Below are 23,124 nucleotides of genomic sequence, written 5' to 3' on the forward strand. Positions count from 1 at the left end.
TCAATAGTGGCATAACAAAATTTACCGTTTCAGGTGTATCTTTTTCGTAGAGATTACAGTTTTCAGGGAAAAGACTCAATGAGTCGCTAACTCTTAACTTTATGGAAACACCTGCAATTCAACCAGCGATACTAGTTTCTCCTTTTAAATTTCACGAGAGGGATATAAAAATTAAAAACATTTTATGGTCTTGTTCAAGGCTCACTTTGCTTTTGATGCTGCTGAGTGCAAATTTAGCGAGCCAGATTTGCGACAAAAAAACTTCTGTTTTTTTTGATGCTGATAAATACAACATCTCAGGCAACGAAGGTCAAAAGCTGGAGAAGCTTTGTAAAGTCTTTGCGCAACAAACGGACACATTTATGCTCGAAGTTTATTCTTTCAGCGATAGCATTGCGTCTGTTGAATACAATTACAAACTGGCGGGCAAAAGATTGAAAACGATCGTGAGCTATTTAAAAAAGAATTCCTCTGCTTATTTTGAAATTAAAGAAACTATTCGGGCGAGGAAATGCCTTCGGGTAGCAATGCTACGGAGGAAGGTAGGGCAAGGAATAGACGCGTTGATATTTTTTACTGGAAAATGAAGGGTGATAAAATTACTTTAAAAGCTAAAGGTGGTACGGAGATAGACCTGGATAAAAATTATTTTGGATCGTGTGGTGTTTGTGGAAGCAAACCCGTAATGACCGAGGTGTTTACTAACGAACAGGCTGCGCAACAAGGCGTTTCACTGCAAACAACAGATGGGGATAATCTTATAACCGGCGGGATGATGAATTTAGAATTGAATTGCCCGGATAGAATTGACCGTAATAGAAAAAAAACCTGGCCGTGTTCGGATGTAGTGATCAGAATACCCGCTGCAAACTTTGACCCGGAGATGGGAGTGTGGAAGGTGAGTAGAGAAAGTACCACAGGTGCTATCAAGTGGGAGCAAGACGAGAAGGGCGAACTAGAATACGATGCCAAAAATAAATGCTACATCATGCGCGCTAATTATTGTCCCGGATTAGGCAATATGCTTTCAGGAATAAATTGCGATAAGCGGGGCGGAATGGGTACGAGTACCGGACGGTTGAAAGATTCCATAGGCCTTATTGCTGTTCCCGAACTTGCACGAAGCAGGAGAACAACGAATGTAAGAGCTGTTAATTCGGGACTTATATATGGCAATGGTGTAGAGTCTGTGAATATATGGAGGTTTAGCTACAGAGGAAAAGGAAGTGTGTTTTTTGAGGACCAGGGGCTTGCGAAAAATAACATAGGTTACATGTTTTCTGGCAACATCGATCGTTACGAGGCAGAATGTGACAGTGGGCGCATCAAAGAAAAAAAGTGCTGGTGTTTTGAAATACCTATTGAGGCTTACGACAAAATAATTTATTTTAAAAAGAAGAAAGAAATCCGCTTAAAAGTCCCCTATAAGTACAGGAACTATGCCGTGAAATTGTTTATTCCTGCGGCTGACACGCTGCTTCCGCTTAAAAAAACCGGAAACTCAGAAAGAAAATATGCCTTTAAAGAACCGTTGCCTGAGACCTATATAGTACTGTATAATGAAACTGCAAACGCTTCGGATAAGAGAGCTTATGACGGACATGTATATCTTGGAGAGGTAAAAACAAAGTACAATAAGCGTCACCACTACTACAAAGCCAAACTAAAGAGGAGACAAGTAAGGAAGGCTATCTCCAATAATTCCTGAAGCGCAGTGTAGAAAAAATTAGCACAAATGTTTTAAATTTTACTCACTTTATGCGAATACCGCGGCTTTAGCGCTGGCACGGGTTTGTAACAGTAGAGTAGAACTAAATTACCACTAATGAAAAATACTTTTCTTTCCACTATAAAAGTTGCAGCGATAACTTTTTTGCTTAGCGCTGCAGCTTGCAACGAAAACACTCCTTCGGAGGTTCCGGGCGAAACATCTACCACTTTGAGCGACACTTTAGATAGTCAATTAACGCCTGCTACAAGCACCGTTATGAATGCAGAAGGGACAGGGACAGTAGAGTCGAGACAGATTCAGGGAACAGATGGAGCAGGTGGTGCGCCCGGATCAGATGCAGTAATGTCCGCTTCGGCCCCTGCGTCAGCCAGTGCAAACGGATCGACACCAACACCTGCTGGAGCAGCTAAAAAATAAGTTTGATTTTGAAAATGACTGGTAAATCTGAAGATCCGATAGTTGTCAGGTTGGCGCAATAGCAACGAGAACAGGGCAATTTCCCAACCTTCCTGCCCTGACCAACGAAACGGTAGACGAGCTTGTACCCTATTGATGTCAGACATTCCGATTTTTCCAATCCATTTTCCGGAAAAGGAGCAGAGATTTTTGCTCCTTTTTTTATTCATTAATCTTTTCTTGGAACTTCCCTGATAACATCATCAGAACTTATTTTGGTTTCTGTGCCGCCTGAAATGAATGCGCTGAAGGTGAAGTAACCGTCTTTTGAAAGGCCAATGTTTTTTTCACCGGGATACCCGGAAATTTCTGTGGAACGAAGAGGCTCGTAGTTGGGCTCTTTTAAAAGGCTGGTAGTTTTTGTTCCAACGTAAAAACTACCAAAAACCTGGATGTCTTTTTCAGTTTTGAAGTTTAGGGTCATGCTTGTATCAGCGGTATTTTTTGAAAAATTAAAAATTACGGTGTTATGTTTCATGCCGTATCTGCTGGCTGTGAGTTGATAGGTTTTTTCTTTCTCCAGCAAAACCGTCATGTAACCTGATGTAATTTCTAAGTTAAGGGCAAGCGAATCTGTTTGGTTAGAGAGTTTGTAGCTGGTATTGTCAAAAATAGTGAGATCTCTTAAAATCAGTGAATCGTTCCTGATTGTAAATGTGAGAGGTAATTCTTCAGAAAAGCTATAGATATCTTCCGCTCCTTTACCGTTGAAACGATCGGAACTAAAAAAACCGCGGGGCTGATCTCCGTCGAAAACAATTCCAAAGTCGTTGGCGATAGAGTTAATGGGTGGTTTCAAATTGTGTACATTGTTCCATTCCCCATTTATTTTAGTGGCTCTGAAGACGTCCAATTGCCCCATTCCGGGATGTGCGTTTGAAGAGAAGTATAATTCTCCTGTAGCAGAAATGTTAGGAAATAATTCGTGACCGAAAGTATTTACTTTGTTCCCTGCATTCACAGGAGCTCCCCAGCTACCTTTAGCGTTTTTCTGAGAATAATAAATATCTGTTTTTCCAAAACCACCGGGCTTATCCGACATAAAATAAATGGTTTGTCCGTCTTGCGAAATACTGGGGTGACCTACCGAATAATTAGCACTGTTAAAATCGAAAGCGCTAACCGGAACAGACCAATGGCCTGCTGTATCTTTTTTACTATAAAAGACCTGAAGTGTTCCAAGTATTTCATTGGTTTCTTTATCGCGTTTGCCTTTAATGGTTTTCGTAAAATACAGTTCAGTGCCTTCGTTTGAAAAACAAGCGGGCCCTTCGTGCAAGGGAGTGTTAATCTCTTTGAAATTAACAAGAGTGTTTTGTATGTTTTGCTTTTCTTCAATCTTATCAATGTTGATGGTGTAAAGATCAAGTCGGTGGATGTCGCCGCCACCATCAAAGCTTATCAGGGCCCGTTTACTTCCTTCGCGCGAAGAGGAGAAGTAAAGTTCTTTTGGAGTTAAAAAGGTTGGACTGAAATCAGCAAGCTCTGTATTTATGTTTTCCAGGTTTTTCACTTCCTTTCCTAAGGTTTGGTCGAGCCAGAGTTGAGCAGAATCGCAGGATTGTAAATATACAAGACCCATTTTGTCTTCTGGTTTCATTTTAACGTACTCCTGCAGCTGAACACTGGCCTCTGCATACTTTGCACTGTTTTTTAAAGCCAGGCCATAATTTAAATAATTAAGAGGTTCTTTCTTTTTCTTTCTCAGAATTTTTTTAAATGTTTCTTCCGCCTTTTCAAATTCGCCGCTAATACGGTAACAGTTAGCCATTTTTTGAAGTGCATATTCCGCTACTTTTTTACTTTTTGAATGAATGTCCATTTCATAGTATTTAATAGCCATTTCAAATAAATTCTGATCAAAATAGCGGTCTCCTTTTTCTGAATTTTTCTGTGAATACAGCAAGGAAGTCATGCATAAGAAGAGCAAGATGACTTTTGTTTTTAGTATAGCGGGTAAATTCATAAAACTGTTTTCTGAATTAAAAATAATAACGGGGGTGAATTTCTTTTTGTGTGGGTGGCGGAGGCAGTTTAATACCATAAGTGATCATGAGTTCGTGCGCTCCTTTAACAAATGGTGAAAGTTTGGAAAGCGTGATGTCATAAGCGTAAGAAATACGAAGGCTTTCAGTAATATTTATTCGCAGCATGGTTACAAGTGCATCACCTGTACGGTACTGAATGCCTGCCCCAAAGCGTTCGTTATAATAAACCAGTGCGTTTAAATCAAGTTGTAAAGCGCTTGAAGGCTGGTATTTTAAAAGCAGCGAAGGTTCAATACTTAAGTTTTTAGAGATATCGAAAATATTACCGGCCAGGAAATAATAATGGTTATAAAGATGTGCCTGCGAAGTAAAAGGTGCAGCGTGATCAAATGTTTTATTGAAAAGATGGTAATTTGAGAAGCCTGCATAAAATTGTTTTTTTTGATAGTAGATTCCGAACGAAGCGTCAGGGATAAGAGAGGAAGCGGCATTGGGAGGAAGAGCATTGTCGCCGCGATCGTTTACAATAAGACTCTGGTAATTTGTTTTTTTATTGTAGAGGCCTGCTTCAATGCCTACTGATAATTTTCCACCGGCAAAATTGAGATGATAAGAAAGCTGCGCCGCTGCATTAAGGTTTGTCATTACACCCATTTTATCATTCACAAGTTTAAATCCAACACCGATGTGTTTTTTTTGAATGGGTGCGTGAATATTAAAGGTTTGAGTTTTGGGATGGCCGTTGATACCGGAAAATTGATTGCGGTATTTCAGGGTTGCAGCAACCCAGTTTGAACTGCCTGCAAATGCTGGATTTATAAGCATTTTATCAAACATGTAAAGTGAGTACATAGGATCCTGCTGCGCAGAAAGTGTTAGAGTTAGCCCAAGGGTAATGGTCCACAAAAAAAGCCGGGTAATGTGTTTCATTTTTTTATCGTTTTATGAGGATACAGTTGGATACAATTTTTTCACCATTCCCGAAATCAAATATGTAGTAGTACAGAGCGTCAGGAAGGTCATGGCCGCTTTCTGATTTTCCATTCCAGTTATTGGTGTAGGGGGAAGCTTTATAAAGGAGTAGTCCCCAGCGATCAAAAATCATGAGTGAGTTTTGTGGGTAATCAGTAATCTTATCGATTTCAAAAAAGTCGTTCAGGCCATCACCGTTCGGTGTAATAGCAGTTGGCAGAGGTACTATTACAGTGATAGTAACAGAATCTTTTGTGATACAGCCATGTTCATCTGTTAGTGTAAGTTGGTAAAGCGTTGTATTTAAAGGGTCGGCAAGGGGTGTAAAACTTTTTGGATCACCCAAGTATTCGGGATTATTCCATTCGGGATTTCCATTTCCACTGCCCTGGAGATTTATTTTTTCGTTTCGCGTTATAGTAACATCCTCACCGGCACTGGCTGGATTTGCATTGTGCAGGGCTATAACTGCAGGTACTGTGGTCTCAGCAGGGCAAATGCCGTTTTTTACAGTGGCTTTATACCAGTTGGTTTGTGTAACATTTGAATAAGTGGTAAAAGCACCAGTGTCTGGCAGCAGATTCCAGAGGGTTCCGTCTTTGGATGAAAACCAGGAAACTATTTTCCCGGCATATCCTGTGAGTCGCAAAGTATCGCCTGGCGCCCCGTAACAAAGAGAATCGCTTTTTGCAATGATTCCTGCTATGGTTTTTTGCTGGATGTTAAAAGAAAGAGCGGAAGTGGTGTCATCAGGACAACCAGGAATGGTATGAAGTACAACTCTGTATTTTGTGTTTTGCGTAATGACGCCGTGATTTAATTGGGTGGAGGTGTTGTTAATTGAACTCCAGTCTGCTCCTTCAGTAGTAGAAAATTGCCAGTATTTGATGTTGCCGGGTGGATTATTAAGGGCCATACTTCCAGGCTCTGCCTGATTGCAAAAATTTCCACCACCGCTTAAAGTACCAGTGTTTCCTTTCACATAAACGGTTACCGTTGAAATTGAAGAAGTGTCTTCCGGCAATTGTCCGTCGCGAACAATAGCTCTGAAGCTACTTGTTTGCTTTAGCCTGTTGTAACTTTGTGTGGAAGTGGTATTGGGTAAGTTAATCCAGGTTAGTCCTTTGTCGGTAGAAACTTCCCAACGCTGAATCTGGCCTGAATGAAGGGTCAGAGAGATAAAGCCGGAGTTTAAGGAATCGCAATATTGCACAGCACCGGTTGTAATTCCCCCCACAGATTGGGCGGACATGCAGGATGCGAGTGGGGCAGTAACGAATAACAGAACTATTTTTCTAAAGGACATGGCAGAGTTTATCTATTTTTTAAAACCTAAGATATTTAATCCGCAGCCTTTTTTTTCTCCTTCAAAAAAAGCTTCAACATAATACACACCTGTAGCAGAGCAGATGTAATTTAATGTGCCGTAAAATTTTTTGTTGCTTTTTAAATAATTTGTGGCAATGAGTTTTTTATTGCGATCTAATAAATTAACCACCATTTTTTTTCCGGCTTCGTCCTGGTCGCAAACAACAATGCGATAGTTTATACCACGGCTTAGAACATAGGAGTACTCATCTTTGTCGCCTGTTTTAGAGGTTTCGATTGGAAAAGATTTGATAAAAACATAGTCATCGAGTGATGCCGCGTATTTTTTTAAGAGTTCCTCCGGATCGCAGGTATCGCTTAAAGTAAAGGAACTGATCAATAAACAAACGCTGATTTTCGCTAAAAGTTTTGAGAATTTTGTAAGTGATGTCATGGATACTGAATTTTAAAATATATTTCTGTTTGAATTATTTTTTTTAAGCGTTAAAATTTGGGGCAGGAAACAAGTACCAATTTTGTTTTTCGCTTCTTGGGATTGCAGAGCTGAAACGACAGTGTGACTTCGTGCGCGCCCTTTGAGTAGCGGGAGAGATTAGAAATAGTTTTATCGTAACTGTAACCCACTTTTATTCTTTCGGTTTGCAAGCCCACTATAAGAGAAATTGCATCGTTGTTAGCGTAGCCTTTTTTATAGGCTTTTAAGCCCGGAATCCCTCTGTACCAAAGGCCCACAGTAAGAATGTGCTTTGTGAAATAACAGCCCAGGTCAACCTGATCAAATTTATTTTCGGCACGGTAATGAATTACCGGACTGATGTATCTTTTCAGACGTTTTTCTTTTTCTTCTTTGTCGAGGTCATATTTTGTACCCATGTGCAGGCTGTATTTTACGGGCAGTGTATTTAAGGGGTCGTTATAAAAGGACTCATTAGATTGAGTAAGGTGATAGGCGGAAACGCCTACCCAATAATCGGAGTTAATGTAGAGTGCGCCCGCACCAAGATCAAAGTAGGCTTTGCTTTGAGGGAGCTGTTCAACCGTTGCAACATTGCCGCCACGATAAATCTGATCGCCAAAAACAAGATTATTAAAATTGATACTTTTAATGGCGAAACCCGGTTGCAAGCCGAAGCGAATGGCGGAAACGCGATTGATTTTTGCCTGGTAAGAGACAGATGGATTAATGAGTGTTGTTTTTAAATTTCCTGAACCGGCATCATCCTGAGCAAAAGTAATTCCCATCCCAAAATTGCTGTTCTTAATACCATGCTCAGCCGAAACGAGTTTCGAGGTGTAAACATTCGAAATGCCCGGCCATTGACTTCTGTAGATAAGCGTTACTTTTGAGCAGGCGTTTGCTCCTGTAAAAGCAGGATTTAAATACATGGGAGCCGCGTAGAATTGCGTGAACTGAATATCCTGGGCCACAGAGCGCTGCAGCTGTAAAAGCAGAATTAAAAAACTGAGTTTAAGTAGTGAGTTCATCTATTAGTTTATCTTAATAAGGTAAGGTTGCCAGACTTTCTGAATTTTTTTCCGTTACTCAGGTGCACATTTGCTTTCCACACGTATACTCCCACCTGGCACAACTTTCCTTTATAGTAGCCGTCCCAGCCATATGCAAGGTCTGTTGATTCAAAAATTAATTCGCCCCAGCGGTTAAAAATCTGGAGGTTGTAATCCGTTACACCGGATGTGTATGGAAAAAATACGTCGTTGCTGAGACTTGAAGCACTGTAAGCGCCAAGGCTGGAGCCGTTAGTATTAGGTGTGAATGCATTAGGAAAAACAATGTCTGCGTTTGTGTTCACATACCTGTAAGCAGTGTCCAGGCAACCATAGTTTGAAATGGCTATCAATTGAATTTTTATATCACCTAAACTTTGCAGCTCAAATTGAGGGCTGTGAAGGGATGAATTCCCATCCTGCCCGAAAGTCCAGTTGTAATTAACAGCGCCGGTAGACTGGTTGGTAGCTTTCAGAATATCGTAAGGGAGATCCAGTGAGTCTGAATTTAAAACAAAGGCTGCAAAGGGTTTTGGGTAGGCATGAATAATAACAGGAGTTGAAGTGTTTGTATTGGTGCACCCTCTATCTGTGGTTACTTCCAGATTTACAGTATAGGTTCCAGCCTCTGTATAGGCATGTGTTGGGTTTTGTTCTCCTGAAAATGTTCCATCGCCAAAGTCCCACATCCACGACATAAGCGGATCTGCTGAGTTTACAGGTTTTGATTTATCGGTAAAATGAATGTTACCAGGCGAACATGTACGCAGCGTATCGGATAAAAGATCTACCAGCGGAAGGTCGTTAATTTGCACCGTAATAGAGTCCGCCAGAGATAAACCACAGGAGTTTGAAACGTTCACAATATAAGTTGTTGCTTTTTGAGGTGTAACAATATGAGGGCCGGCTTTGGGTTGAAGGCTATTGTTCCATGAGAATTTAAGCGGACCTGTGTTTCCATAGGTGGTAGCTTCGAGTATGCTGCTTCTGCCAGGACATACAAGATCGAGGCCGTCGATAGTAATATTTGCAGCGGTAAGATTATAAACGGTTATTGTGCTGGATGCATCTTTACCAGCGCAGCCGTTCTCGTCGAAGGCGAGTACTGTGTAAATTACGTTCGCAGAGGCAGTAAAGCTCAGAGATCCGGAATTGGTAACAGCTCCTGGAAGCCAGGTGTAATGATAGTTACCGGCACCGCCACTACCAATGGCTGTGAGAACTCCGGTTTGTCCATAACAGATAGTATCTGTTTTAGTTACTGAGGTCATAACCTGTGAGGGCTGTGTTATGCTAATAGTTTTTTGAGTGACACAATTGTTCAGATCTTTTATTTTAACTGTATAGTTTCCACTCACAACCGAACTCAGGATGTTTCCGGTTTGCACGGGATTGCTGTTCCATGAATAGCTATAAGGGATTTCACCGCCCGCAGCAGAAACAGTAGCGTTTCCGGTGCCACTGTAACAATGCGCGTTTTCTATACCGGTAACGGTGGATGTAGTTGGTTCGGGTTGCGGTATATTAGCAGAGATAGAAACAGTACAGTTGTTTGCGTCTTTTAATTTTACCGTGTAAGATCCTGCCGCCAGATTAGTAATGTTATTTCCGGGGAAGTTTGTATTCCAAAGATAAGTGTAGCCCGGTGTTCCTCCAGTAGCTATAACAGACACAGAGCCGTTAGTACCCGCAAAACAGGATACTTTTTTAAGCGAAATAACCGATGCAACCAGCATAGACGGTTCGTTGATTAAAGTTGTTTTTGTAGCCACACATCCTAAAGCGTCAGTAACGTTGGCGGTGTAAGTCCCAGCCAGTAAAGAAGTTGCTGTGGTAGTACTGCCGCCAAATGGAGCCCAGCTTATGGAAAAAGGCGCTGTTCCCTGGCTGATATTTAAGGTGGCAGAACCTGTATTGCCTCCAAAGCATGAAGCGTTTTTAGTAAAAGGAATGGTAAGTCCTGGACCTGGGATATTGATAAGCGAAGCCGTGAAGTTTTTTATACAACTTTGTGCATCTGTAGTTTGAAGTGTATAGGTTCCGGGTGCAAGATTATTTAAACCATTAGGGGTTAAAGCACCAGGTTGCCAAAGATATGTGTAAGGTCCCGTACCGCCCGAGATTTGAGGGAGGATGGAACCATTGGGAAGATCGCACGAAGAATTAATGGCTACCAGACTTCCTGTAATTTCAGAAGGTTGTTGGATGATAACAGGGAGACTCGTCTGGCAAAAATTTTGATCCGTTACTACTACTGTATAGGTTCCGAAACTCAAGCCTGTGGCTGTTTGTGAAGATCCGCCAGAAGGTGACCAAAGATAGGAATAACCAGGGGTTCCTCCCGCAGGCGTTACTGTAGCTGAACCATTTGTACCCCCAAAGCAGCTCACTGCAGATGTACTGTCGATTACTGAAAGGGCCTGGGAGGGTTGAGTAATACTAACGGTTGCGTCAGTAGTGCATCCATTATTATCGGTAATAATTGCGGTATAGGTTGCCGCTGAAAGAGAAGTGGCAGAAGCGGCGTTTCCTCCTGAAGGAAGCCAGTTATAAAAGTAGACCGGTGTTCCGCCATTTGCAGCAATAGTAACGCTTCCGCTTGATGCTCCAAAACAGCCCACCTGACCTGATGATACCAGGGCTACATTTAAAGCCGATGCGGGTTCGGCGATTGCAAACGTTGCGCTTTGAACGCAGGAGTTTGCGTCCTGTGCTAAGATCGTATAATTACCGGCACTTAGTGCTGAGAGAGGACTCGTAAACGAAGCTCCTGCAGGCAAAATATAAGTATATCCGGGCGTTCCACCGGCGCTGATAAAAGATGCAGAACCATTGTTGCCACCGAAACAGCTTACAGAAAAGGTTGTAACGTTCGTAGCTATAGGCAGGGGTTGGGTGATGACTGAGCTGGACGAAATAACTGTACATCCATTGGAGGCAATCACCTGGATGGAATAGATTCCCGCAGGAAGTCCAGAGGCTGTCGCAGAACTTCCTCCAGCCGGTAGCCAGGTATACAAGAAAGGACCGGAACCACCCGAAACAGAGGCACTCGCTATGCCATCGGCTCCGGCAAAGCAGCTCACATGGCTTAATGTTGCAATCGAAACCAAGGGTGCGGGATTATCGATTACTGTTTCTGTAGCAGTGCTTACACAACTGTTTGCATCGGTAACGGTTACCGTATAGTTGCCGGAGATCAAGTTAGTAGCCTGTGCATTTGTTCCACCTGAAGGACTCCAGGTATAAGTGAACGCATTGGCGCCGCCGCTGGCCGTTACAGAAAGTTGACCGTTAGCCAAACTGCAATTGGAATTTAACGCGGCGATGCTAAGTTGTATAGCGGGAAATTGACTTACGGTAATGGCGTCTGAAACAGAACAGCCTTTTGCATCGGTCGCACTTAATGTATAACTGTTTGCAATTAAATTAGAGATAGAGGAGCCGTTAATATTACCGGGCAACCAGTTAAAACTATAAGGGAATGTTCCGCCAGAAGATGCAACAGTTGCTGAACCGTTAGTTCCTCCGAAACAAGACACGGGAAGACTTGCAAGAGAAATGCTCAGTGCTGCACTTGGCTGAGCAATGGCAAACGTAGCTGTTTTAACACAAGCATTAAGGTCAGTTACTTCTATAGAATAAGTTCCGGCGCTAAATCCTGCTGCAGTACTGGTTGTTGAAACACCTGTTTGCCAGGTATAAGCAAAGGCTCCAGTACCTCCGCTTACAAAAGCAGATGCTACACCATTAGTTCCATTAAAACAACTTACCTCTGTTGTAGTAACAGCTATAAATAATTGAAAAGGTTGTGTGATCAAAGGACTTTCAGTCATAACAGTGCAGCCATTTGCAGAGCTTACTAGTACCGAATAATTTCCTGCAGTTAAACCCGTTCCGGTGTCAGCTGTTCCGCCATTCGGCATCCAGGAATAGGTAAATGGTCCTGTACCTCCTGTTACTACTGCGGCAGCGGCACCGTTGGCACCATTAAAACAACTCACATTTGTAACGGATGAAATGGAAACAAGCGGTTCGGGATTATTTAAAAGCGTTTGACTCGCACTGGAGACGCAGTTATTCCCGTCGGTTGCGATAACCGTGTAATTCCCGGCAAATAAATTGGATGCAAGAGAGGATGTTCCACCAGCGGGTAACCACGTATAAACAAACGCACCTGTGCCACCGGCAGCGGTAACAGAAACCTGACCATTTGCCAGACTACAATTTGCGTTTACGGCGCCCGTACTCAGACTTATAGGTAGAGGTTCGATAACCGAAATAACTGTTGATGCAGTACAAGATTTAAAGTCACTTGTAAGAACTGTGTAGGAGCCCGCACTTAAATTCGAAATAGTTTGGCCGGCACTATTCACTGGCTGTAAAACATAATTGTAAGGAGCTGTTCCGCCCGATGCTGTGGAAGAAACACTTCCATCACTTGCTCCAAAACAAGAAACCGAATACGCCACAGCGGAAACACTTAAAGGTGCTGCAGGCTGCGTAACTGCAAACGTTACACTTTCTATACAGCTCTGCGCATCTGTCACAGAGAGTGTATAGACATTTGCAGAGAGTCCTGAAATGGTTGTTACGCCGGATGCGCTTGGTAGCCAGTTATACGTATAGCCAGGAGTTCCACCCGATATATTTGCAGAAGCCCCTCCGTTACTACCTCCAAAACAATTTACGTTTGAAGGAAACACACTCAACACAATAGGAGGGGGTTCTGCAAGTAGTGAACTTGTTGCCAGACCTATACAACCGGCATTATCTGTAATTTGAATAACATAAAGGCCGGAGCTCAGATTGGTAGCGGTTAAGGCGGTGCCGCCAGACGGACTCCATGAATACGTGGTAGCACCCGTTCCGCCAGTGAAAGCAGCACTTAGAGCACCGTTAGATCCGCCATTGCAGGTTACATTGGTGTACGATGAAATACTTACCACGGGGCCGTTGACATTATTAATATTTACAATTTTAGTAGACACACACCCTATGGAGTCTGTTACCTGTACCGAATAGCTGCCCGCAAACAAAGCCCCTGTAACAGAAGAAGTGCCTCCCGCCGGTAACCAGTTATAGGTGAATGGCGGTGTTCCGCCACTGGTAACAGAAATAGAGGCAACACCGTTTTGCTGCGCACAATCGGCATCTGTAAAACTTGTGGCTGTGGAAATATTGATGGGTTGATTTATCGAAATGGTAGTGTTATTGGAACAGTTTTGCGCATCGCTGGTAAGGATGGAATAAGTTCCGGGTTGCAAGTTGGTAAAGTTGGCGCCAACAATATTTCCAGGCATCAGAACATGTGTGTAAGGAGAAGTGCCGCCACTCATAGCAATGGATATGGCACCGTTCGATCCACCATTACATATAACATTCGAAATGGAAGGGATTAAATTTAAAGGTGCGGGCTCCGCGATACTAACGGTATTCCCTGTGACGCATCCGTGACTATCGGAAGCAGTAACGCTGTAAATTCCTGTTGAAAGGTTATTGGCCAGGTTCGCGGTCACGGCTACAGGACTCCAGGTATATGAATAATTAGGGGTGCCACCAGAACCAACGGCAGTGGCAGAGCCGTCGTTGCCTCCATTACAACTTACATTTACCAGATTTGTAAATGAAATAGCTACAGGCGCGGGCTGACTGATAATTGCAGTTGTACTGGAAGTGCATCCCAGAATATCGCTTGCATAAACTGTATAAGTGCCACTGGCAAGATTGGAAATAGACGCCGTTGTGAACGAACCAGGCTGCCACAGATAAGAGTAACTAGCTGTACCACCCGAAGCCTGGGCAACGGACGTTCCGTTATTTAAATAATCGCAGGTCTCATTGGTAACAGTAGCAGTTATAACTAAGAGAGAGGGCTGGGAGATGCTAACCGTTTTACTTGCGCTGCAACCCAGGTTATCGGTTACTGTAAGAGTATAGATTCCTGCTGGCAAACCACCAATGCTTGGGGTAGATATAGCGCCATAACTCCAGTTAAACGTATAGGGGGCATTGCCGCCAGTTATCGAAGAAGTTATTTTTCCGTTAGTGCCGCCAAAACAGCTCACCTGCGTAGTGGTAAATACAATGGTAATGCTGGCTGATTGGCTCAGGGCATATGTGGAGCTGGCGGCGCAATTATTGGCGTCGAGTACATTAACCGTGTAAGTGCCTGCTGTTAAATTGGTGGAAGAAGGAGTTGTTTGACCTCCTGGTAACCAGAAATAAGTATAGGGAGATGTTCCTCCCGCAGGACTAAGAGAAAGAGAACCGTTGTTGCCTCCAAAGCATGCTACCGGGCCGGCAGTAATGGCGAGGGTGATAGAAGAGGGCTGAGTAATGGTAACCGTGGCTTGCGCTGCACAGGATTTACTATCGGAAACAAGCACCGTGTAAATTCCCTGACTAAGATTGGCAAGTACCGCTCCGCTAGAACCTGAAGGCAACCAGGTATAAGAATAATTGGCTGTTCCTCCGCTGGCGCCGGCGCTGGCAGATCCGTTAGTACCGCCGGGGCAACTTACCTGGGTTACATTGCTTATAGTGGCGCTTAAAGGGGCCGGCTCTCCAATTGTTACCAGGGTATTAACTGTGCATCCATTAGAGTCAGTGGCTGTAACGCTGTAATTGCCGCTTGCTAAATTTGAAAGTGTTGCCGTTGTTACAGCGCCGGGTTGCCATAGAAAAGAATAGCCAGGAGTGCCGCCCGACAACGTAACACTTGCTTTTCCATCGTTTAGATAGTTGCAGGTTTCGTTGGTAAAGCTTGTTGAAATTACAAGTAAAGAGGGTTGAGTGATGCTTACTGTTTTTTCAGCGCTGCAATTAAAAACATCGGTAGCATAAAGTGTATAGGTTCCTGCGGTTAAGCCCGAGAGAGCAGATGCTGTGGATGTTCCAGGGCTCCAGCTGTATGAAAAGTTTCCGTTTCCGCCTGATAATAGCGAGCTTAATGCTCCATCACTGCCGTTGAAACAAGTTACAGGTGTTTGTGTAAACGCTATGGTTATAGAGTTCGTTTGCGTCAGTGTCTGCGTGGCGGATATGGTACACCCTTTTACATCCGTTACCAGGGTGGTGTAAGTACCGGCACTAAGTCCCGTTATAACGGAAGCTGTCTGACCGGAAGGTAGCCAGAAAAAGGAGTAGGGCGAAGTGCCACCAGTAACTGTAGAGGTGGCGCTGCCATCGCTGCCTCCGAAGCAAGTAATGTTTGTCTGCGTGTTGCTCAGTGTTAAGGAAGAAGGTTGAGAAATGGTTAAGGAGGCTGTGGTAGTGCAGGATTTTGTATCGCTCACCACCAGCGTGTAACTTCCGCTGCCAAGATTTGTATAGGTTGCCGAAGACGAAGCTAAAGGCGACCACGAATAAGTATAGCTGGGAGTTCCGCCGGAAACATTGGCTGTCACACTGCCTGTAGTTCCGCCAAAACATTTTACAGCTGTTGGATTGATAAAGTTTATGAGTAACGGGCCAGGCTCTGTCACAGTGAGTACCGTTGTTTGCGAGCATCCTTTCACATCCGTAACCTGTAACGAATAATTTCCACTTGTTAGATTCGAAATTGCACTTGTTGTGAAAGAACCGGGTAGCCATAAATAAGTGTATCCTGCGGTGCCACCCGAAACAAGTGCTCCCGCAGATCCGTTATTAAGATAGCTGCAGCTTTCATTAGTTACTGTGCTTGTTACGGTTAATGAACTGGGCTGTGTGATACTAACGGTTTTTGCAAGCACGCAGTTGAGATTGTCTGTTATGGTCAAACTGTATATAGCAGCTGTCAGGTTTGAAATGGCTGGAGAGCTTGCTCCACCGGGATTCCAACTATAGGTGTAAGGAACCGAGCCGCCGCTTACTAGAGCACTGATACTGCCATTTGATCCGTTAAAACAGCTTACCTGTGTTTGAGTAAAAGCAACTGCAAGCGAAGAAGGTTGAGTAACAGGCAGAGTACTGGTTAATATGCAGTTTTTTGAATCGGTTACTTTAACCGAATATGTGCCTGCGGTTAAATTTGTAAGTGTTGCAGTGGTTTGGTTTCCGGGTGTCCAGGAGTAAGTGTAAGGCGCTGATCCTCCAACTACAGCAACACTAAGTGAACCGTTAGTTCCCGCAAAACAGGAAACATTGCTGAGAGTTGAATTTAGTGCTATGGGCAAAGGTTGGGTAATTGCAACAGTTTCCTGCCGTTCGCAGCCAATAGCATCTTTAACCGTTACAGAATAAATACCCAATGAAAGATTGGATGCAGTTGCTGTGCTCTGCGTGGGCACGGTGGTCCAAAGATAAGTATGAGGTCCCTTTCCTCCGGCCACGTTTACCGACGCAGTACCATTACTTCCACCATAACAACTTATTGGATTTGTAAAACTGGAAACCGTTCCGGTGAATCCTGAATAATAGATGGTAATTAAATCTGTTGCAGAAGGACAGGCGCCGCTACCAGTAGTGGTTAGAGAAAGAGTTACGAAACCTGCCGATAATTCAGAAGCGCCGGGGGTGTAGAATAAATTAGAAGTGGTAGTATTATTGGGGCTAAAAGTTCCTGTACCACCAGACCATAGGCCTCCACTGGCGCCAGTTACAGTGGCATTTAAAGAAGTAACAGGACTTGTAATACAAACCGTTTTGTCGGCTCCCGCATTAACAGAAACAGGAACAGAATAAGAAATGACAACGGCTGAACTATAGGCGGGCGGACAACCCGAAGCATCTGTTAATTTAATGTTGTAGGTGCCAGCGCCCACACTAATGGTTTGCGTTGGATTTATATTGTTCCATAAATAAGTATAAGGCGGCGTTCCCCCGGATCCAAGGGCAGAAAGAGTAGTGGAGGTTTGTCCATTGCAAAGGGCAGGATTTCCGGGAGTTATAGACACACTGAGTGGTGGATTAAAATACACTCTGAAAGTATCGCAAACATTATTTGCCAGGCAGTTAGTGGCGATACCGCAAACAACAAAGTCGGCGTAGGGAGGCGGAGTGCCAGTTGTAGCTGCTATTGTGGGACTGAGGCAGCCGGAGGTGCAGGATAAATATCCGTTATAGGCTCCCGGTGTACCTGGATAAATCGATTGCCAGGTTGCAGAGGTTGATGTAATACCGGTAGCAGTTACTTTTACCGAGCAGCCATTATTAATTGTCATGTTTGAAACAGCCAGTGTTGGCGGAGGAGCGGGGCAGTTTAACACATTAAATTGAAAGTCGCGAAGGGTTTGAGAAATGTAAACGCCGTTACGGTATTCTTTCACCCGGACACCTACAACAAACTGCCCTATTGTGGTGGGAGTACCCGTTAATATTCCTGTGGCAGAATTTAAATTAAATGGCGTAGCCCCCAATGGATTGTTGGTGGTGTAACCACTTTGATAAACAACTTGCGGAAAAAATGCAACGTTGTTAGTGTAGGTAGGAGCAGTATTGTCGTCGTAAGGCGTGTATAAAGAGTATACCAGCGAATCGCCGTTGGCGTCGGTGGCAGAATGATTAAATGAAAAAGGCTGGTTTGCACAAATAAATAAAGGAGGAAAAAGCGAAAAGACCGCATTGCTGTTTGAATTAGAGCTCACGGTATTGTCCGGTATATACGCATAGAAGCTTTCTCCAATGCAGTTGCAGGCGCCATTAATATTGGTGAGAGAAAGATTACGTGCAGAAACCTGGTAGTATAGATGATAGCCGCCCGTATTTGCAGGCAATGAAATGGTTTGTGTATAGATGCCTTGCTGAACACATGGAACCGGATTGGGCGCCACCGCACACGGCATAAGGTTAGCTGATAAAGTCGTTATTGTTCCAAGACTTATAGTCAGGTCTTTGCTTGGCGAAAAGTTGGCGCCATTGTTTCCTTTAATTTTAATGGTTGCACTATTGGGAAAAGAAGCCGAAGAGGAACCGCAATCGCGGTAAAGCTTTAAGGTAATTGTATAAATGTTTCCGCCGTTGTAGGTGTAGTTTAATACGCCACCCACAATATGCGTAGAAAATGATAAATATGGTAGTGATAAGAAAATCAGCCATAGTGTTATTTTTTTTAGCATGTTCGGTTCTCGTTTTTAGATTAATAGAGATGGTTTTGATAGTAACGTTAGGTTTAACTGATTAGCAGATATATCAAGCAGATATTCATAACTATGGCGAAAATGGCAAACGCTATTCTCAATAAGATTTCTCTGGGATCCAGTTCAGATTTTAGCTTCAGATTCATAGGACAAAATTATCCCCGCAACCCTCGTAAATGTGTAAGGCAATAATTTAAAAACAGATAAAAAAACGCTTAAAAGCAAATGCAGATTTCTAAGGAAAAAGCCTTAGAAGGATCTAAATAAAACACTTAGAAAGAGCCTCTCCGGTTTACCGGTAAAGTGGAATAAAAAAATCCTGAAAGTTTTCTTTCAGGATTTAAATGAGAATTTGATTTAAAATGCAGTGGGGCTTAGGCGCTGATAAGATCGGCTGGTGAAGTTGAAATGAAATTGAATGATCTGTTAATAATTGAGGCGTAGTGCTCTCCGGTTTCTTTCATTTCCTCATCATCTTCTTCAAAGTGCCAGTAAAATTTTACAGAACATCCTTTCGTTTCGAGCTCCAGAGACTTTTGCATAAGTTGAAGGATAATTTTTGAGGCGTAGGTATTGAAGAAGTTAAGGTTAAAATGGACTGAGAAACTGTCGGGTGCTGTATCTTTTAATTTCTCAAGCCAGTAAAACACAGGTTTGTAAAAATTAAGCGGATGATTGGTCATAGAAATTCCTTCCATTTCAATACGATTCTGAAGACTATTTAAAATAACTTTCGGACTCCGCTCTGTTGCTGGAATTTCAATACGCGGAAGGCTGCTTATGTTTACAATTATTTTTGATGAAAGGTCGTTAAGAGTCAGGTTATACTCTCCAAGTAAATTCATTACCGCACCTGCGTACGGCAGAACATCGCCTTCCTTTATTCCGTAATTACAATCGTGGTCGCAAAGGGATATGATTTTAAAAAGCATGTTGTTAACCGATTTTATGTTTCGGACCCAGATCTTAAAACGGAAAGCAGGATTGTAGATAACTCTAAAGCCATCTATTACTTTAATATAATCAGGTGGTTCATGTGTAAGTAGTAACGAGTCGTGGTAGTCTTCTTCCTTTGGCTCATCAGAAAAAAATAATTCTTTGATCCTTCTTGTTTGATTTTGATTGTAAGAGAATATTTCTGCAATACAAAATAGAGCCCGGTCAAGATGTGTGTTGTTTTCTTGCTTATTGTATTTAATGAGTTTGAGAACAAGTGTTATAAAGATAAGTTTCTGATGCGGATTCATGTTCAGGCGAACCTTATCCGCTAGCCGGTTTATCTCGATAATAAGTTTGGTGGGATGCTGATATTTTTCCAGCAGGAAATAATGATCGGCAAGATTAAAAATAGACTTTAAGATAGCATGGTATTCAGACTCGTTAACCAATGAGCTGAGAGAAGATCTCAATTCATTGTAGTTTATCCTTTTGGGTTTGGCAATCAGTTTTTGGCAATGCAAAAACAAACTGACATTATTTTTTTGAGTTTCTCTATTCATTATCAGGGGTAGGTTTGGTAAGTGGTACTTGCTGTTTTTTTTCAAAAGAATATTTTTTTAACTGCTTATTGCTTTTAGTTCTTACTTACCAGTACTCAGTTTATTATTTTGACCTGCTTTTATTTTTCATGGCTTTATTAAAGGCATTAAAGCGAACTGAAATTCCAGCTGAAATAAAATAATCAGGAGATATTTCACTTAAACCAATTCCACCAGAACAGTCTAACTGGATATTGTTGTTGATCAAATAAGTAAAGCCCCCATCCAGGCGATTATCTGCTGCTGCATTTTCTTTGAGAAAGCCGTATGCTTCTACAAACATTGACAAATTGCGGCATACAGATATTCCCAGTGAAGCTGTGTAGATCTCTGTAGACACACTAGAGCCGTCTTCCCATTCAGCACCAAGATTATAAGAAAAAGTAAATCTGTCATTTAAAGTATGTGCAAACAAAAAACGAAAACGTGGAATGATATTTATGGGTTTATAATTGTCGGAGCCGAAAAACGGAAGTTCAAGATGTGTAATTAAGCTAATTTCGGGTATTATACCATGTTGTTTCTGAAGTGCTATTTTCGAACCTATTGCAATAGGATTAAATCCACTCATGGTAAAAGTAGTGTCAGGCAGATCGGAGCGGCCTTTAAATTGCATTTTATCTGCAGCATATTCGGTAATCAAACGTAATTCAAAATTTTTCGTAACCCCATATTTCCAAAGCGTTGTGTTGTACAGGGAGCTTTGTGTTTTCACTTTATTGATTTTATCCTCGTCGTATTCTGTTTGAGTACCAATTTCTATCTGAAAAAATCCAACCGGTGTTAATTGAGGGGCTTCTGTTTGATCGGGACGATCGGTTACAATATTTTCAGGAAAGTCTTCGTAAAGATTAATTGTGGGAGAGGCGATGCCACCGGTATCATGCGTGGTGCTTAATTTTGGCTTAAGATCAGCCGGATAAGGTGCATTTGTAAGATCGAAAAATTTATTTGCATAGTAAACTTCAATAAACCGTTTAGCTGCCACTGATCTTTTAATATCGCTGCAACTTACACCTTCAAGATAACTTATTAAATCTATAACTGTTGATTCTACGTCTTCCGTTAGATCATTTTCAAGGGTTCTTGCCTCGTTAGACAAATAGTGTTCGAAGATAACGATAGCTTCTTCCAAAGAAACAATTTCATCTTTGTTTTTATCTACGTATTTGATACTTGGAGGCAGTTTCATTTTATCGTCGTTGCCATCTTCACCCGCAATTACGAGTTGGTTCATCCCCAGGAAAACCATCAGTAAGAGTATTATTTTTTTCATCTTGCTTTGTTTTTTAAATTTTCGGTATTTTTTTTGTAAAGGTAGATGGGCCCTTATGCGCGACTTATAGTGACTTTATATAATTTTTGTAAGTGATTTCTACTACAGTTTTATTTTCGGCTTAAGGTTTTTCAGAGGCAAAAAGTTGCTGACTGCTTTTCTTGTTGGGGGAGATTGAACGAGTTGGCCTGGTGTTTTTTTATAAAGCCGAACAACTTACATGAATTGCAGTAACCAGGTTTGGAAATGAAACTATGGCAGAAATTATTTTAAGAGGCAAAATGGATCATTAAACGACGCAATTTTGGATCTTAAACAGCGGTTTTCGTCTTATTTTTTCTTGTTTGAAGATTAATATTCTTACTTTTGATAGACACACCGTTTATTTATAGTATCTGGCAGCTGAGTCTGTTTAATTTCTTTGTTAGTTTTTTTAATTAGAAATGTGTTTATGCGCATGCTTCCCGTAAAAAAATATCTCTCACCCGTTATGTAAAAGAAGATAATTTGGCTGCGCTATTTAAATACAAACAGATAGGATTTGAAATGGAGTGGATTGATAAAAGAGTTTGCAATTTGTGAAACATTTAATTGATCAATTTATGACGATAAAGGATTACAATACCGGCGTTAAAATTTTGGCTCAAGCTACCATTACGATTTACACAATAACCTATAGAGACGATGGCATTTTGAACGGCCATGTATCTAAGGGCGGTAAATGGAAACCCGAAGATTACGAAATCCTGTTTCCCGCGATTGGTGAAATGGTAAATTATAAGAAAGTTCCGCTGCTGGCTACTTACGACAAAGGTGTGTTCCCTACCGCCGAATCTACTGCCTATTGGGCTGATCCTAAGACTACCTGTCCGTATTTTTCCTGCGAAGCGTTAATTATGGATTCTCTTCCATTAAAAATTCTTGGCAATTTTTATGTGGAGTATAAAAAGCCTGCCCGCCCAACAAAGATTTTTGACAATCATGAAAAAGCAGTGGAGTGGCTAAAATCATTTTTGTAACATTACGCAAACGTTTGCGTAAAGGGGAAATTAATTTTTGCATAAAATTAGGCCCCCAAAACGTTGGGTTTATCTAAAATACGGGCAGAATTGTGTTTTTATTTGTGAAAATTATTTCTTTAACATCTGTATACCAGATCATCCTGATACCTTTGCGCTTTATTTTCCAGTACGGAAAACAATGCAATGAAAAATTCAACAAAATCAAAACGTCAAACAGAGAACGAGGCCCTTATTTCTCTGAAATTAAATTCAAAAAACATTGTTGAGATCGAGTTAGCGCCAACTCTTTCTAAAATCAGAAAAAGCCATCTGCTGTATATTAACAAAAATATCCAGGATCTGGGTGGAGGTAAAAAATTGCCTGCATGCATTCATTTTACTGGCTTTATGATGCTTTCAAAAAGTGCAATTAAATACCGTTCAACAGAGGAGTACGCCAGGTACAGGCTTGCTAACGCGTTTTTAGTCGATTCCTTTTCCAAAGCTGTTATCTATAATTTTTACCTCGAGGCCGACACTTCCAGCGTACCGGTGGCCTCCTTTAAAGAACAAAAAAAAGCGTTTGACTGGTTAGAAACCTTTATGGTAGCGGCTTAGGCAAAATCATTCACCTCCAGTTTTGTAATGTTCGCATTGTCAAGTGCAAAAGATTTGATACTATCTAAAAACGTTGTGTCAAATAGCCAAATAAATTCCGGATTAAAATTTAGTTGCGAAGACTTGAACTGCGTATTGAAATTAATAATGTAAAGGTCTTGCAAAAAATGAGAGGTCATGTAGTCGTTCATTTCCACAGAGCTAAGTTTTTTCAGTTCAGGCACGCCACCATATATTTTATGGTTGAGAATGTTTGAGAACTGAGTAATTACTGAAGCCGAAATGATATTGTCGACTTCCAGCATAATGGCGTCTGACATTTCAGCCATGAGCTCAGGGTTAGAAACTATTTCAGGAGGAAGGGCAGTATGACGTAATTTGTCGGCTTCCTGCTCTGAAAAAATCAAACAACATACTCCTTTTAATTCGCCAATAACATTTGTGATTAAAAGGTGAATATTTTCGCCTGATTTTTGTGTGAAGTTTGTATCCGGGTTTAATTTATTAATACTAAAACTCAGTTCTTTGAAGCTGATTTGTTCTTTCATAAAAAATGAAAGCGACTCGGCAGCCTTCGATAGCCCCTGGTTGATGATTGATTTTGCAGCAAATAATTCTGTGGTATTTAAATTTTCCATTACTCTTTT

General features: G+C 41.8%; 14 protein-coding genes. 5 read left to right on the top strand and 9 right to left on the bottom strand.

Going from position 1 to position 23,124, the window contains the following annotated elements; translation table 11 throughout:
- Positions 1 to 101 precede the first annotated feature (101 nt).
- From CNR22_18795 to CNR22_18805, 3 genes are all read left to right on the top strand, one after another.
- The gene (locus tag CNR22_18795) at positions 102 to 587 is read left to right on the top strand and encodes a hypothetical protein (protein ID PBQ33741.1); all 486 of its coding nucleotides are present in this window, start codon (positions 102 to 104) and stop codon (positions 585 to 587) included.
- Positions 584 to 1,708, top strand: a complete 1,125-nt coding sequence (locus tag CNR22_18800) for a hypothetical protein (GenBank protein PBQ33742.1) — start codon at positions 584 to 586, stop codon at positions 1,706 to 1,708. The genes CNR22_18795 and CNR22_18800 overlap by 4 nt, the downstream gene beginning before the upstream one ends.
- A 117-nt stretch (positions 1,709 to 1,825) precedes the next feature.
- The gene (locus CNR22_18805) at positions 1,826 to 2,149 is read left to right on the top strand and encodes a hypothetical protein (protein PBQ33743.1); all 324 of its coding nucleotides are present in this window, start codon (positions 1,826 to 1,828) and stop codon (positions 2,147 to 2,149) included.
- Positions 2,150 to 2,357: 208 nt separating this feature from the next.
- Here the strand turns inward: CNR22_18805 and CNR22_18810 are convergent, their stop codons facing one another.
- From CNR22_18810 to CNR22_18845, 8 genes are all read right to left on the bottom strand, one after another.
- On the bottom strand, positions 2,358 to 4,232 hold the full coding sequence (locus CNR22_18810; protein PBQ33744.1) for a hypothetical protein: 1,875 nt from the start codon (positions 4,230 to 4,232) through the stop codon (positions 2,358 to 2,360).
- Positions 4,171 to 5,106, bottom strand: a complete 936-nt coding sequence (locus CNR22_18815; GenBank protein PBQ33745.1) for a hypothetical protein — start codon at positions 5,104 to 5,106, stop codon at positions 4,171 to 4,173. Before CNR22_18815 ends, CNR22_18810 begins: the two co-directional genes overlap by 62 nt.
- A gap of 4 nt (positions 5,107 to 5,110) precedes the next feature.
- Positions 5,111 to 6,454 carry a hypothetical protein gene (locus CNR22_18820; GenBank protein PBQ33746.1) on the bottom strand — a complete coding sequence of 448 codons (1,344 nt, stop codon included), beginning with the start codon at positions 6,452 to 6,454 and terminating at the stop codon, positions 5,111 to 5,113.
- Between the two features lie 12 nt (positions 6,455 to 6,466).
- Positions 6,467 to 6,910 (bottom strand): hypothetical protein, encoded by a 444-nt coding sequence (locus CNR22_18825; protein ID PBQ33747.1) that lies wholly within the window; start codon positions 6,908 to 6,910, stop codon positions 6,467 to 6,469.
- Between the two features lie 50 nt (positions 6,911 to 6,960).
- Positions 6,961 to 7,962 carry a hypothetical protein gene (locus CNR22_18830; protein PBQ33748.1) on the bottom strand — a complete coding sequence of 334 codons (1,002 nt, stop codon included), beginning with the start codon at positions 7,960 to 7,962 and terminating at the stop codon, positions 6,961 to 6,963.
- A gap of 8 nt (positions 7,963 to 7,970) precedes the next feature.
- Positions 7,971 to 18,023: a hypothetical protein gene (locus tag CNR22_18835; protein ID PBQ33749.1), complete on the bottom strand. Its 10,053-nt coding sequence runs from the start codon at positions 18,021 to 18,023 to the stop codon at positions 7,971 to 7,973.
- A gap of 395 nt (positions 18,024 to 18,418) precedes the next feature.
- Positions 18,419 to 19,543, bottom strand: a complete 1,125-nt coding sequence (locus CNR22_18840; GenBank protein ID PBQ33750.1) for a hypothetical protein — start codon at positions 19,541 to 19,543, stop codon at positions 18,419 to 18,421.
- A gap of 103 nt (positions 19,544 to 19,646) precedes the next feature.
- Positions 19,647 to 20,858 (bottom strand): hypothetical protein, encoded by a 1,212-nt coding sequence (locus CNR22_18845; GenBank protein ID PBQ33751.1) that lies wholly within the window; start codon positions 20,856 to 20,858, stop codon positions 19,647 to 19,649.
- A gap of 602 nt (positions 20,859 to 21,460) precedes the next feature.
- Between CNR22_18845 and CNR22_18850 the strand changes: the two genes are divergently transcribed.
- Together CNR22_18850 and CNR22_18855 are read left to right on the top strand one after the other, a co-directional pair.
- Positions 21,461 to 21,877 carry a hypothetical protein gene (locus CNR22_18850; protein ID PBQ33752.1) on the top strand — a complete coding sequence of 139 codons (417 nt, stop codon included), beginning with the start codon at positions 21,461 to 21,463 and terminating at the stop codon, positions 21,875 to 21,877.
- Positions 21,878 to 22,063: 186 nt separating this feature from the next.
- The gene (locus tag CNR22_18855) at positions 22,064 to 22,477 is read left to right on the top strand and encodes a hypothetical protein (protein PBQ33753.1); all 414 of its coding nucleotides are present in this window, start codon (positions 22,064 to 22,066) and stop codon (positions 22,475 to 22,477) included.
- Here CNR22_18855 and CNR22_18860 read toward each other — a convergent pair.
- On the bottom strand, positions 22,474 to 23,115 hold the full coding sequence (locus CNR22_18860) for a hypothetical protein (protein PBQ33754.1): 642 nt from the start codon (positions 23,113 to 23,115) through the stop codon (positions 22,474 to 22,476). The genes CNR22_18855 and CNR22_18860 overlap by 4 nt on opposite strands.
- Positions 23,116 to 23,124 lie beyond the last annotated feature (9 nt).

This window comes from Sphingobacteriaceae bacterium (genome assembly GCA_002319075.1).
In the GTDB taxonomy this organism is placed as follows: Bacteria; Bacteroidota; Bacteroidia; order B-17B0; family Aurantibacillaceae; genus Aurantibacillus.